Genomic DNA, 13,994 nt, shown 5'->3' with positions numbered 1-13,994 from the left:
CTTTTCTTTTTTTGTTTTCAAAAATACTACCTTAAATGAGGAGCGCATATGGAAAATAGTTTAATCATGATTCCTTCGCTAGAACCTGACCACAAACTGCTGGCTCTGGTGGAGAAAATTCGTTTGCATAATCAGCACCTGCCGATTTTGGTCGTGGATGATGGCAGTGGGGCAGCTTATCAGTCCGTCTTTTCGGCATTGGAACAGAAGTTTGGTTGTCAGGTTTTGACCCATCCAAAGAATCAGGGAAAAGGCGCAGCCATCAAAACCGCTCTCACTGAAGTGCTGACAAACCAGCCAGCTGTTGAATTTATGGTGACCATTGATTCGGACGGGCAGCATGAGTATACCGATATGATGGCTTGCTTAGCAAAGGCCCAAGCCCATCCGGACAGCATTATTTTAGGGACCCGATCCTTTGGCAAAGAAGTGCCCTTGCGGAGTAAGTTCGGCAACATTTTGACCCGAAATATCCTGCGTTTAGCGACTGGTCTTGCTATTGAGGATTCGCAGACGGGCTTAAGGGTTTTCCCTCGAAAATTCATGACAGATTTGTTGGCGATCTCAGGTGAGCGTTTTGAATATGAAACGCGGATGCTAATCGAAGCCCAGAAGCGGGGGTGGCCGATTCTTTCACAACCGATCGCAACCATCTATATTGAAGAAAATGCCTCTTCCCATTTTCGGGTCTTGGCAGATTCTGTCGCTATCTATAGCGTCTTTTTGAAGTATTTGTTTTCATCTGTGGTCTCCTTTTTTGTCGATGTGATCGCTTATGCGTTATTGATCCATTTCTTGTCTGTCATCAATCTGTCCTCCATCGTGATCGCTTCGTTGGGTGCCCGATTGATTTCGGCGATCGTCAATTACTACATCAATCGCGAGCTTGTTTTTGGTCAACGGACAAAGAACAGTATGCTGCAGTATTTTTTATTGGTGATCGTACAGATTTTGCTGTCCTCTTTTCTCGTCTACCTGATTTATTTGATCCTACCGATCGGAGATTCTGTGTTGTTAAAAATAGGCGTCGATTGCCTGCTCTTTTTCTTTAGTTACCATGTGCAAAAAAATGTCATCTTTAAGGAGTGATTGAGGTGGAACAAAAACGTTTGCCTTGGGCGAAAAAAGTCGTTTACTTTCTGGCGTTTGTCTTTTCGCTGATCTATTTATCATGGCGGGGGCTGTATACATTGCCATGGCACGAGTCTTGGTTTGCCTTGCTGTTTGGTTTGCTGCTTTGGGGCAGTGAGATCGTATCGAACTTTACGGGCTTGCTGTTGATTTGGAACAAAAACAAAGCAAAGCCCTTTGAAAAACCGGTCGTGCCAGAAGCCGACTATCCGGCGATCGATGTGTTGATTGCTACTCATAATGAAGAAGTGCCGCTTTTATTAAAAACGGTCAATGCGGCAGTTCATATGAAATACCCCGATCCCAAAAAAGTTCACATCTATTTGTCAGATGACACCAACCGTCCAGAGGTCAAAGCACTGGCAGATAAATTTGGCATCGGCTATATCGGATTGATCGGCAATCAGCATGCCAAGTCAGGCAATCTCAATCATGCATTATCAAAAACCAATTCGCCGCTAGTGGCGACCTTTGATGCAGATATGATTCCTTACTCAGATTTTTTGCTGGAAACAGTGCCATATTTTGTGGCAAATCAGCAGGAACGCCGCAATGACCAGACCATCAAACCGTTGGGCTTTGTTCAAACACCGCAAAGTTTTTACAATGCGGATCTTTTTCAGTACAATCTTTTTTCAGAAGCGGCGATCCCTAACGAGCAGGACTTCTTTTCCAGAGAAGTCAATGTTTTGAACAACGCCCATGATACCGCTATTTATACAGGTTCCAATACGGTGATTGCACGAGAAGCGATCGAAGCCGCTGGCGGATTTCCGACGGACACGATCACGGAAGATTTTGAATTAGGCGCCTTGATCAATTGCCAAGGTTATCGCAGTTTATCAACACTGCAGCCAATGGCCAGCGGTCTGTCTCCAATTGATATCCCAAGTGCCTTAAAGCAGCGAATTCGCTGGGGAAGAGGAGTGGTCCAAAGTGTCCACAATCTCCATCTTTTTAAGAATAAGACGTTGTCTTTGGCGCAAAAAATGGTTTTCTTAAACAGCTATCTGTATTGGTGGTCGTTTCTACGACGGCTACTATTTATTTTCGCGCCGATTTTGTACACCGTCTTTAATGTAAGGGTCGTAGAGACAAACTTTTGGGTCTTGCTGCTGTTTTGGCTGCCAAGCTATACGTTCTTGCATTTGGCGATGCAGGATTTGAGCAGTGATATTCGAACGCAGCGTTGGGGCGAGATCCAGGAAACGATTTTTGCACCTTACCTAGTGATTCCTGTCTTTTTGCAAGCCATTGGAATCAAAGAGACCCGCTTCAAGGTGACTAATAAAGCAGCAACTCAGTCTAAAAAAGACTTGTTGTTTGTGGTGCCGCATTTGTTGCTGTTGATTTTGACGATTATCGGCTTAGTGAAGTTTAATTACGGCAAATTCGGCTCAGAGATTTTCTACGGCAGTGTGTTGACCTTCTGGCTGCTGACCCATTTCTTTAACTTAACCTTTGCGGTCTTATTTTATCTCGGTCGCCCGATTTATCGAACGACGGAACGGTTCAGAGCCCATTATCCTGTTGAAGTTTCCGACCAAGACGCCAGCTATTCTTTGATGACAGAAAATATCTCAGAAAATGGCTTGTCCTTCGTTTCTGACGTTCCTCTTTATTTTCCGCCAGATGCGCCGCTGACTTTTAAAATCACCCGTAATGGCTACCAAGCAGAGATGACTGGAAATATTGTCCGCGTCTTTTCTGGAAAAGATCGATGGGTCTATGGCGTTGCTTTAAACCAGTTGACAGAAAAAGATTACTTAGCCTATCTGCAGATCATTTATGATGGCTTCAATCAAAGCCTGCCGGTTCTGCGGGATCCGTGGATGACCTTCTTTGACAGTCTTTTTGAAAATCTCGGTAAGCATCTGCTGCAAGCCAAACAAAAGCCATTGCCGCCTCAAAGAGTGCCCATACTGACCATTGATCAAAAATGGCACTTTGATGAAGGAACCTATGCGGTCACAACATTTGGTTTTGATCAGTTCACGTTGGCAAAAACAGAGGAGGTCGAGATGCCGGTCCATCTAAACTTACCGATCAGTAATCTTGTGCTTCACGCTGAAAAAGCGACGCTTCAGCCAAAAGAAAATCAAGTGATATATCAAGTAAGCAATCTTTCAGAGCTGCGTTCCACAGTAGCCCTCCAAGAATGGGTAGACAGCTTGCTGAGAAAGGAGGCAGACGATGATCGAGATCCTGCTGCGATTTAGTCTATTTGGTTTATCATTAGCTGGCTATGCCTATCTTTTTGTACGAGTTTGTCATTTTACCAAATACATTAGCTGGATCGCTGCCTGCTGTTTGCCGATCCTCGTTCTTTCCTTTGTCGCATATGGTCCCAAAGGATGGTTGATCTGGGGGGCCTGGTTTTTATTTGGTCTTGGCTTACTATTATGCGTTTGGCGTTTTTGGCAGGAGCGCCATCAGGTGCGCTGGGGTTTACAAGAGCCCATCATGCTGTGGTTTTATGGCTATTTTGCTTTGTTCGTTTTAACATTGCTTCACAGTCATTTGACCCACTATGACAACTTCTCTCATTGGGCGACGATCGTTAAATTCCTTTATACGCAGGGACAATTGCCAACGGCAACCGATGCCATCATCAGTTTTACTTCCTATCCTTTAGGCAGCTCACTGTTTGTTACTTATACAGCAATCATCGTTGGCTATCATGAGAATGTCTTGCTGATTGGTCAATTGATTTTGATTTTCTGTAGTCTGTATAGTTTTTTTGCGATTATTCGTGATCCGAAAAGAAAGCTGGCTTTTGTCTTGGTCTTCACCAGCATGGCCGTATTCAATTATTTTAATATTGCGATTCGAATGAATAATTTGCTGGTAGACTTCATTCTTCCCGTTTTAACTTTGGCAGGCATCTCCGGGTTATTTTCTTTAAAAGGCAAAGTGCTGCCTTCAATCAGCTACTTTCTTTTGATTGGCGCCTCTCTTGATTTGGTCAAAAATAGTGCCGTCTTTTTTCTGCTGATTTTAGGTGGCTATTTACTAGTCTGCTTATGGCAGGCATCAATTCGTTGGCGGCAACGGCTAGGCTTGATGATTGTAGGATTAGCTGCCATTGGGCTATCTGTCCTGCCGGCGATTCTTTGGAACCTGCATGTCAAAGCGAATTTTCCTAAATCGAAGCATGAAGTCAGCGTGACCGCTTATAAACAGATTTTTGGTGAAAAGGATTCTCAGATACTGCAGCAGATTACGGATGTTTTTGTCAAAACGATCACGGATGTTACGACGGTTTCCACGCAAGGGATTCTCTTGATCCAGGTCATCCTGTTGGGCAGTTGGCTATTTGTCCGATTTATTATAAAAAAACGCAATCCATTTCTAAAAGAACTGCTGTTGATCGATGGTATTATTGGTCTCTATTACTTGGGTATTTACGCCATGTTCTTGTTCTCGATGCCCACTGATGAAGCACTGTCTTTGGCAGGGTTCGATCGCTATGCTTCGAGTATTGTGATCTTGGCATTAGGTTTGATGACCTTTTTCATGGTCCGGGGCATTGATCATTTGTATCATGAACAAGCGATCGATCGGCGAAACTACCGTAGTTTTGCCAGCTTGACCACAAAAAAAATCTATCAATACAGTACCTTGATTCTGTTATTTTTTGCGACATTGCTGATCCTTTCAGAAAATAATGGCATGCGTTATACCAATCGTGAATATGCTGCTTCGATTCCAGCACAAGTTTCAGCCGTTACTGGCGATCGCTTTGACCTAAACCAGAAAAAATACTTGGTCGTCAGTACCAATAAAGAAGCAGTAGACAGCTACTTAGTTGGCTATGTCGGCAAATATTACTTGTTTTCACCCAATGTCGATGGCCGAGAGAATTTCCTCTTATCAGATGCAGATTTTCGCACGCTATTAAAACAATACGATGAAGTCGTCGTCCTAGAAGAGCACTATACCTTTAATGCCATGACGAAGAAGCTAACAGGCAAGACCTTTGCCCCTGGTGTTTATTCGGTGGCGGAGGTGTTGGGGCAATAGATGAAGGAATTTCTCAAGCGCGTCTCCTTATTAGAGAATCAATAGTAAAAATACCAATGAAACAGACGTATCGTTTGTTCATTGGTATTTTTTTTCTGTTCCCACTGAGTAATATCCTCTATACTATGAAAATACCAAAAGATATGTAAATAATCTGGATTAAACGAAAGGGTACACATGAATAAAAAAACGGCGCAATATTTTCAGTGCCTATGATTTACTGTAATCAATGCAGTAAAAGTAAGTGTTTTCATTTTTTTGAGAAAAAGCTACCATTAGAAATGTAGACGAGGTGAAAGTTTCATGATCAGTGAACGGGAAAAAGCAATTATTCGATATCTCTTAGAGAATGGACCAACAACGGTTGCTAAAATTGGGTTGCATATGTCGCTTTCGCAAAAGACAGTTTCGCAATCGCTAAAGAGAATTGATGAATTTTTGCAGGAAACAGCAATAAGGCTTGTTCGCAAACCTAGAGTAGGTGTATTTCTTGATGGCGATTCAGCTGAAATTCTAAAGTATCTTGATGGGCACGAGGAATCAAACTTACCGACGAGCAAAAAAGATCGTATTCAGTTTCTTTGCTTTGAAATACTGAAACAAAAAACGTATTTTACGCGTCAACAACTGCAAGATGCACTCTACATCAGTAAATCAACTTTAGAAAATGACATGGGGCAGGTAAGCGAGATCTTTCGTCATTTTAACGTTACGATTGAAGTTTTACCGGGGAAGGGTTCCTTTTTGAATTTGTCAGAACAAGAAAAACGTCGTTTAGCATTTGATTTGATCTACTATTTCTGGGGTGGAAATTGGAAAATAACACAAGAGCAGCAACGCTATTTGCATTCGATTCAAGGAATTCCTCAGTTTGTTAATGATTTTATTGACCTGACAAAAATTTCTTTAGTTGATACGCTCTTACAAGAGTATTTGAAAAAAGAACAAATTACGCTTAATGATGCTGCCTATCACTCACTATTGCTTCATCTAATCATCATGATTGATCGGGTCAAAGAGAAGAATTATCTGACTTTCGAAGAAAGAAGCCATCCTTTGATGGAGAATAGAGCTTTTTATCGATTTATCGCATCAATAGAAGAAACGTTTTCTCTGTCGTTGCCAGTTTCGGAAGTTCATTATATTTCGCTTCATATCTATGGGGATTCGTTGATGAAGAAGAATGACTCCGATGATTTTCTTGATGAAACGATACGAAAATTGATTCATGAGACGATCTCCCTACGCAATGAAAGTCTTTTGTTAGGATTGGTATCACATATCAAAGAAGCTATTTATCGCATTCAAAAAGGATTAGTCATTCATAACCCGTTTCTAAATGATGTGAAGAAGAATTTCCCTTTGTCTTTTGAGGAAGCGCTTCGATTAGCTCATGCCTTAAATTGGCAGTTTTCGATTTCGATCCCCGAAGATGAGGTTGCTTTTTTGGCCGTACACATCCAAGTGATGAAAGAACAGCGAGAAGAAAAACAACCGCAGAAAGTGAGTGTCTTATTAGTTTGTAGCAGTGGGAAAGGCACTTCACAACTATTAGCTGCTCGCATTCGGAGAAATTATGAGCAAATCGATATTTCCAGAATTCTTTCTATTCAAGAGTTGATTCAGACCAATATTTATGAGGACTTGATTTTATCGACAGTGGATTTAAAAATCGATTCGATTCCAACAATCAATGTTTCACCTGTACTGAATAAAGATGAGCAGCGAAAAATAGAAACCTTTTTAAAAAATGTCGAAGAAAAGCAAAATGGTTCTTTCAGTCAGTTTTCGAAACTGATTCACGAGGACTTGATTTTTTTAGATCATCATTTTGAAAATTATCAAGAGGTGATTACATTTATTGGAGAGCAGTTGGTTACTCGTGGGTATGTGATCGAGGAAATGATTAATTCTTCCCTAAAAAGGGAACAGCTTTCCTTTACTTCTTTTGGACGATTCGCAACGCCTCATGGGACGCCAGAATACGTGAAAAAATCAGCGATTGTATTTTTACGTCTTAATAATGAGATCCACTGGGGAGAAACAAAGGTGAAATATGTCTTTTTCATCTGTATCAAGGATGAAACTGTACAAGACCTTGAGGAAATCTATGACACGATGCTTAATGTGATGGAATCAGATGAACGAACCTTCCTCCTTAAAGGGACGAAAGATGAATTAAAAAAGTATTTACAAGGGGGAACATAAAATGAATATAGAAACACTACTACCTTTTGAACATATTGTTCTTGGTCTAGAGGCAACCACTAAAGAAGAAGTGGTCCGTCAATTAGCAAAAATATTAGTAATTGAAGGAATCGTTCAATCCGAAAATGAGTATGTTCAATCAGTCATGGAAAGAGAAGATCACTCGACCACAGGAATAGGCAATAATATAGCTATCCCTCATGGAAAAAGTCGTGCAGTTTCTGAACCCGCAATCGTTTTTGCTCGGTTAAAGGCACCATTAGAATGGCAATCTTTAGATGATGAACCGGTAACGGTTGTGATTATGCTTGCTATTCCTGAAGAACATCAAGGAGACACCCATTTACGGATTTTATCAGAAATTGCCATGAAATTGATGGATGAAGACATCACAGAAGCGCTGAAAAGCGAAACAGATAAAGAGATTATCGCGAAATTATTAAGCGAATAAAATGGAGAAAAGGGGAAAGACGAATGAAGAGAAAAATTATTGCAGTAACGGCGTGTGCCACAGGAGTTGCTCATACCTTTATGGCGGCACAGGCGCTAAAAAAAGCAGCAGCGAAACGTGGCGATTTAATCAAGGTTGAGACACAAGGAGCAACAGGTATCGAAAATGAATTGAACGAGCGGGATTGTCAAATTGGGGAAGTCGTGATTTTTGCCGTTGATACGAAAGTGAGAAATGAGGAGCGTTTCAATGGCAAAATGATTCTCAAAGTCCCGGTAGCAGCCCCTATAAAAAACGCAGAAAAAGTAATTGAAGATGCATTAAAGCTGATTGATCAATAAAGAGGAGGAAAATCAGATGAAAAAGTTGGCAAGTGAAATGAAAAATCATGTTTTAACAGGAATATCTTATATGATTCCTCTAGTGATTGCCGGAGCAGTTATCATGGCGATTTCTCGAGTAGGTGGATCAATATTTGGGATTGTTGATATTTGGGACGCCTCTCATGGAGAAAGTGCGAATACGATTATCCGATTACTCCATAGTTTAGATGGATTCGGTGGCATTGCGTTAGGACTGATGTTTCCCGTAATATCGGCATTTATTGCTTATTCGATTTCCGATAAGCTAGGGATTGCCCCTGGTCTTGTTGGAGGTATGTTAGTAAAAGACATTAACGCAGGCTTCTTAGGCGCAATTGTTTCAGGGTTGATCGCTGGGTACATCTGCTTGTGGATCAAAAACCATATCAAACTGCCAAAATCGATGGCATCGGTAGTTCCAGTGTTCTTAGTTCCTGTTTTAGGTACTTTAGTCACTGTCCTACTTGTGAACTATGTGATCGGTACACCATTTGCAGCTATCAATGTGGGCTTAGAGTCATGGTTGAACGGATTGAGTGGCGGAAATGCGGTCGTGATGGCGGCAGTTGTAGGGGCAATGGTTGGATTTGATCTTGGAGGGCCAGTAAATAAGGCAGCTGTGACAACCGCGATGGCTTTATTGACAAGTAACGTTTATGCACCAAACACTGCAGCACAAGTGGCGATTATCATTCCGCCAATTGGTTTAGGATTAGCGACTGTTTTTGCAAAGAATAAATACAATAACGAACTAAAAGAAGCAGGAAAATCGTCGATCATTATGGGACTAGTAGGTATTTCAGAAGGAGCGATCCCATTTGCGGTGGAAAATCCACTAAAAGTGATCCCAGTGAATATGATTGGTTCAGCGATTGGTTCTGCAATGGCTGTAGGTCTAGGAGCTGTCAATACAGCGCCAATCTCTGGTTTTTATGGTTGGTTCACCGTAGAAAAATGGCCACTGTATGTTTTATCGATTGCTACTGGCTCATTATTCATTGCGATTTGTACAAGCTTGCTACGTTCAAAAGATGCGGGGAAAGAAACAGATGCCACGATGGAAGAGTTTGACGAAGCGGCTTGGGAAGAGCAGTGGGAAGCATAGCTATGACAAATGTACACATAGTAAACCACACCCATTGGGATCGTGAATGGTATTTTACTTCGATGGACTGTGTCGTTTTGAGTGACCAATTATTTAGTGATGTACTAAAAGAACTAAAGAGGCAACCGACTGCTTCTTTCGTGCTAGATGGACAACTGTCTATTCTGGACGATTACTTAGAACTCTATCCTGAGCGCTTGACTGAGGTCAAAGAGTTGATCGCCAATGGTCAATTGTTCATCGGTCCTTGGTACACCCAAACAGATGCCTTTTTCGCTTCTGGTGAGTCCATCATTCGAAATGCCATGATTGGTATATTTGATAGCAAAAAATATGGCAGCTATATGCCGATCGGCTATTTGCCAGATACATTTGGTTTTAATGCTCAAATGCCAACCATATTGAACGAAGTTGGACTTGATAACATTATCTTTTGGCGAGGCATCGATTTAGGGGAACAGGTCAAATCCCCTTACTTTAAATGGACGAGTTTAAGTGGGCAAGGTTCACTGTATGCGGTGAATTTTCCTCAAGGATATGGTGCACAGCAGCAATTGGAGCCAACGAGCAGTTATGTAGATGGCAGACTCGATAAAGGTGTTGATTTTATTAAGAGCTACGCGAATGAACCTGAAATTTTGATTCCAACTGGAAATGATCAGTTAGGCATTGTTTCTGCCATAGAAGAAAAACTAACGAAAATCAATCAGCTTGGAAAATACAAGTATCAATTGAGCACCTATCCAGCATTTATGGAGATCGTCCGTCAAAAAGAACTGGAAGTTTATCAAGGAGAGTTTCGTGCACCGGTTTTTGCACGGGTTCACAAAACGATTGGTTCTGTACGAATGGATCTGAAACGTGAGATTTTTCGATTAGAAAACAAATTAGTTTTAGAAATTGAACCAATGTTAGTTATTGCGAAAGATTTAGGGATCGAATTAAGCAATCGCTTGCTAATGAAAGCTTGGAAAAAGTTATTTGAATGTCAAGCCCATGATAGTTTGGCAGGCTGTGTATCAGATAGTGTTGCACAAGATATCAGTCATCGGTTAAAAGAAATTAGTGAGATTTGTGAGAGCATTGAAAATTTGATTTTAAAAAGAATCAGTGAAGGACTCGCTTTACAAGCCAACCAATTTCTGATTCTTCATCCAACACCAGTGCCATTTCAAGGAGAGAAATTAGTTAAGATCGTATCCAGAACCAACAATATCAAGGTTATTGGAGCTGATTCATCTGTACTTGAAGCAGTGTATATCCCAAGCAGGAAAAATATTATGGAAGAAACTCCGGCTGGCAACCGTTTTATTGAAGAAGAGGGGTATTATCTGTTAACCGTTCAAGTGACCTGTGCCTTTTCAGGCCTTGGTTATCAAGTCCTTACATTTGAAGAGCAAGAGACAACTCCCGAATCGTCTTTAGATCAAAACACATGGATTAGAAATGGAAAATACATGCTTTCCTTTGAAGACGGCAACCTGATTTATTCAGATGGAAAACAACAGATCGTGGATTTCTTGTCGATCATCGATGATAGTAATGCCGGTGATACGTATGACTATTCGCCTATTTTGAATGATCAACCGATCACGCTTCGTTTTGCCAGCTGCAATGGGAAGCAAGAAACATTGGCTTTGGAAGGAAGTTTACAGCTACCGTATACGATCGAAGAACGGATGAAAGGAATCGCCACCAAAACATTCGCTTATACATTGACCCTCCAACTGACAAAAAATGGTGAGGTAAACGCAAAGCTACGTTTTAAAAATACGCTTTTAAATCATCGGATTCGAGTGAAAGCTCGATTAAACAAGCCGATAGAAAGAGCGGTTGCGGCCATTCAATTTGGCTATCTTGAAAAAAGAAATCAAACACTGGAAAATTGGCAAGAAAAATATGCAGAAAAACCTGTCAATATTGAACCATTTGAAAAACAAGTGGTTGTTTATGATCAAGAGAACGCCCTCGTTTTTTATAGCGAGCAGAGCAAAGAGTATGAATATATCGATGACTCCTTATATGTAACGGTACTAGCTGCAACCGACTCTCTAGGAAAACCAGATTTGTTGTATCGACCAGGTCGTGCTTCTGGCGATACAACCAAAAAGGGACATATTATGATGGAAACACCTCTTGCTCAAATGGAAAACTATGAGATGGTCTTCGATTTTTCCCTAAGGGTCGCATCAACAGCTATTTCTGAAGAGTTGTTGGCTACTTGGAAAACTGTTAAAGAACAGCCATCGATTTCTTATCAATTGCAAGATTTGAATTACTTTATTTATCGTATAGACAATAAAATTCAAAAGCGCATTGATCCATTATCTCTGACCGACATGTCTCTTTCTTTGTTGTCTTGCAGCTTAGAACCAGGTGTGGGAGTCAGTGCGCTCCATAATGCTTATTACTCTGAGGGAATCGTTGTCCGTTTCGTCAATTCAACGAGCAAAGAACGTCCTCTTGAGCCCAAAAAATTATTTAATGGGTACGAATATCAGCGAATCAATGCCTTAGAAGAACCGCTTGAAGCGGATCATATTATCCACGCTTATGGAGTAGCAACCTATTTATTAACTAAAAACTAGGAATAAAGAACACAAAATTTGTCGAGAAGGAATTGCTTCTGTAACGTTTTCCTCTACAAGATTTTGTGTTCTCGCTTTTTTACAATATTTAGAAGGAGTTTTTATGTCCGTACAACTTTTATTGCTTGCCTCACTGCCTGCACTAGGATGGGGCTTAATGCCAATCGTCGCTAAATTGATGGGAGGAAAATCAGAGGAACAACTGCTAGGAACAACAATCGCAGCCTTGATTTTCGGTAGTGTATTTGGTTTCTTGAATCAAGTGAGTTATGCCATGGTGCCATTTTTCATCAGTTTATTATCTGGGGTTTTTTGGGCTTGCGGACAATACTTCCAATTTCTTGCTTTGGAGAAAGCGGAGGTTTCTAAAGTAATGCCCGTCTCCGTCGGGACCCAATTATTATTTGTTACATTAGCATCTGGCTTCTTTCTCAAAGAATGGACAGATTTAACGACTGTAATTTTCTCAATCATGGCATTAGGAGTCATTCTAACAGGTGTTTTCCTTGTAACTAAGACAACTCATCAGCAAACAGGCTTAACACAGCAAGTACTTCTTTATCTATGTTGTTCTTCAGCTTTTTTGATGCTATATGTGACAGTCACTGGTCTGTTTCAGATAAGTGGCGCACAGATTTTCTTGCCTCAGGCAGTAGGGATGTTTCTCGGGGGAAGCGTAATTTCCTTGAAAAGTAAGCAACAGTTGCGTTTCCGCAAAATAATCCACAATTTAGGTACTGGTAGCACATGGGTTATCGCGAATACTTCGTTATTCGCTGTATCGTCTTCTTTAGGTGTAGGCGTAACCTATTCATTTTCTCAAATGAGCTTACTTGTTGCTACTTATGGAAGTATTGTCCTCTTAAAGGAACAAAAAGTTGGCAGAGAAAAGCAATTTGTAGCTCTTGGTAGCTTGCTCTATATTGTTGGTGTATTAGGGATGAGTTGGTTGAAATAACTTTGCACCTGAGCAATTTTAGTTAGTGATCAATAAAGTAGCAGATAACAGTTTAACCAATAAAGAACTTATCTTAAAAATCAAAGAGTGGGTAACCACTCTTTTTTTTGTTTAGAACATGAATATTTAACTTATGCCACATTTTTTTATTTAAGCAAGTAGCGACATAGAATCATTTTTTCTTTTTTGGCGTATGCCCATAATACAGTTTGTATTTTTTATAGAAAAAAGTGATATTGGTGAAACCTGCTTCAGCCGCACATTGGGTGATTGGTTTGGTGGAGGAAGCAATTAAGTTGTGGGCGAGATTCAATTTCTTTTCGATAATCAATTCGGTCAAATTTTTACTAGTTTCTCGTTTGATCAATGTACTTAAATAGGAAGGAGAATAGTTGAAAAGGGTGGCGAGTTTTGGCAAAGTAACCGTTTGGAAGTTCTCTTCGATATAGGTCAAGATCGCTAGAATGTGCTGTTTTTTTGCCGCTTCTTGCTTGTTGGTCTGATAGTCGAACTCACGTACGAGAAAAGTGAAAAGAATGGCTATTAGATTGCTGATGATTCGTTTACTACCAATGGCTTTTTCATAAGTTTCTTTCAGCATTTCTTGAATCACAGCATGGATCCGATCATCTTTATTGTTCTTAAAGACAATATATTGGTCATGCGCGTGCTTGTCTGACAATGCAGTCAGAACAAAATCAAGCACGACCCCTTCATTAAACTGTTCTCGACTAATCAATTGAGCGAAATAATCCCGCTTGATCAAAAGATTGATCAAAACATCGTCTTCACCAGTCATTTCAATCGAATGGGGAATTCCGGTATCAATCAGACAAATTTGTCCTTTTGTCAGCGTAACTTTCTGATCATCGATCAATTGGGTGCATGTTCCTGAGTAGATATAATTTAATTCGATAAAACTGTGGTTATGATAAGGAACTGGACTGAAGCGGCTTTGCTTTAACAGAGTAAAGTTTTCTTGTTCTTCCATCAGATTATCGAATAAGTAAACTTGTCGGCCATTGATCATCACTTTTTCCAGCTGTTGATAATAGTCAGAAAGGTGGTTTGGATGGTCTCTGTGATAGCATTCCCGCTCAGATAACTGAAAAAGCTTTTTTTCCATTTCTTCGGTTGTCATTATGATCTCCTCCTTTCGTAAATCTAA

10 protein-coding genes are annotated in these 13,994 nt (G+C 40.6%); 9 read left to right on the top strand and 1 reads right to left on the bottom strand.

The features are described 5' to 3' along the window. Window positions 1-48: 48 nt before the first annotated feature. The 9 genes from IGJ12_RS12360 to IGJ12_RS12320 all read left to right on the top strand — a co-directional run bounded on the left by IGJ12_RS12360 (window position 49) and on the right by IGJ12_RS12320 (window position 12,826). On the top strand, window positions 49-1,089 hold the full coding sequence (locus tag IGJ12_RS12360; RefSeq protein WP_008380912.1) for a bifunctional glycosyltransferase family 2/GtrA family protein: 1,041 nt from the start codon (window positions 49-51) through the stop codon (window positions 1,087-1,089). Then, window positions 1,086-3,350 carry a glycosyltransferase family 2 protein gene (locus tag IGJ12_RS12355; protein WP_086297732.1) on the top strand — a complete coding sequence of 755 codons (2,265 nt, stop codon included), beginning with the start codon at window positions 1,086-1,088 and terminating at the stop codon, window positions 3,348-3,350. Before IGJ12_RS12360 ends, IGJ12_RS12355 begins: the two co-directional genes overlap by 4 nt. Then, a complete protein-coding gene (locus tag IGJ12_RS12350; protein WP_086316460.1) occupies window positions 3,325-5,154 on the top strand; it encodes a lantibiotic ABC transporter permease in 1,830 nt (609 codons plus the stop codon). Before IGJ12_RS12355 ends, IGJ12_RS12350 begins: the two co-directional genes overlap by 26 nt. Window positions 5,155-5,457: 303 nt before the next feature. Further along, on the top strand, window positions 5,458-7,362 hold the full coding sequence (locus IGJ12_RS12345; protein WP_420694348.1) for a BglG family transcription antiterminator: 1,905 nt from the start codon (window positions 5,458-5,460) through the stop codon (window positions 7,360-7,362). 1 nt (window position 7,363) lies between these two features. Further along, complete coding sequence (locus IGJ12_RS12340; RefSeq protein ID WP_005234407.1) at window positions 7,364-7,813, top strand: PTS sugar transporter subunit IIA; 450 nt, start codon at window positions 7,364-7,366, stop codon at window positions 7,811-7,813. 23 nt (window positions 7,814-7,836) lie between these two features. After that, window positions 7,837-8,154, top strand: a complete 318-nt coding sequence (locus IGJ12_RS12335; RefSeq protein WP_005234408.1) for a PTS fructose transporter subunit IIB — start codon at window positions 7,837-7,839, stop codon at window positions 8,152-8,154. After that, on the top strand, window positions 8,144-9,280 hold the full coding sequence (locus IGJ12_RS12330; protein ID WP_086316458.1) for a PTS fructose transporter subunit IIC: 1,137 nt from the start codon (window positions 8,144-8,146) through the stop codon (window positions 9,278-9,280). Before IGJ12_RS12335 ends, IGJ12_RS12330 begins: the two co-directional genes overlap by 11 nt. A gap of 2 nt (window positions 9,281-9,282) precedes the next feature. Next, complete coding sequence (locus IGJ12_RS12325; RefSeq protein WP_420694349.1) at window positions 9,283-11,868, top strand: alpha-mannosidase; 2,586 nt, start codon at window positions 9,283-9,285, stop codon at window positions 11,866-11,868. A gap of 103 nt (window positions 11,869-11,971) precedes the next feature. Then, entirely contained in the window at window positions 11,972-12,826 is an 855-nt protein-coding gene (locus tag IGJ12_RS12320; protein WP_005234411.1) for a GRP family sugar transporter, read from the top strand. Between the two features lie 172 nt (window positions 12,827-12,998). Here IGJ12_RS12320 and IGJ12_RS12315 read toward each other — a convergent pair whose 3' ends face one another. Beyond that, the gene (locus IGJ12_RS12315) at window positions 12,999-13,967 is read right to left on the bottom strand and encodes an AraC family transcriptional regulator (protein ID WP_086316456.1); all 969 of its coding nucleotides are present in this window, start codon (window positions 13,965-13,967) and stop codon (window positions 12,999-13,001) included. Window positions 13,968-13,994 lie beyond the last annotated feature (27 nt).

It is taken from the genome of Enterococcus sp. DIV0802b, assembly GCF_050543535.1.
Lineage (GTDB): Bacteria > Bacillota > Bacilli > Lactobacillales > Enterococcaceae > Enterococcus_D > Enterococcus_D entomosocium.
This window is presented reverse-complemented; position numbering and strand designations above follow the sequence as displayed.

Coding starts and splice junctions, on each gene's coding strand:
- IGJ12_RS12340 (WP_005234407.1), top strand. CDS start 7,364: ATGAATATAGAAACACTACTACCTTTTGAACATATTGTTCTTGGTCTA.
- IGJ12_RS12360 (WP_008380912.1), top strand. CDS start 49: ATGGAAAATAGTTTAATCATGATTCCTTCGCTAGAACCTGACCACAAA.
- IGJ12_RS12350 (WP_086316460.1), top strand. CDS start 3,325: ATGATCGAGATCCTGCTGCGATTTAGTCTATTTGGTTTATCATTAGCT.
- IGJ12_RS12335 (WP_005234408.1), top strand. CDS start 7,837: ATGAAGAGAAAAATTATTGCAGTAACGGCGTGTGCCACAGGAGTTGCT.
- IGJ12_RS12315 (WP_086316456.1), bottom strand. CDS start 13,967: ATGACAACCGAAGAAATGGAAAAAAAGCTTTTTCAGTTATCTGAGCGG.
- IGJ12_RS12320 (WP_005234411.1), top strand. CDS start 11,972: ATGTCCGTACAACTTTTATTGCTTGCCTCACTGCCTGCACTAGGATGG.
- IGJ12_RS12325 (WP_420694349.1), top strand. CDS start 9,283: ATGACAAATGTACACATAGTAAACCACACCCATTGGGATCGTGAATGG.
- IGJ12_RS12345 (WP_420694348.1), top strand. CDS start 5,458: ATGATCAGTGAACGGGAAAAAGCAATTATTCGATATCTCTTAGAGAAT.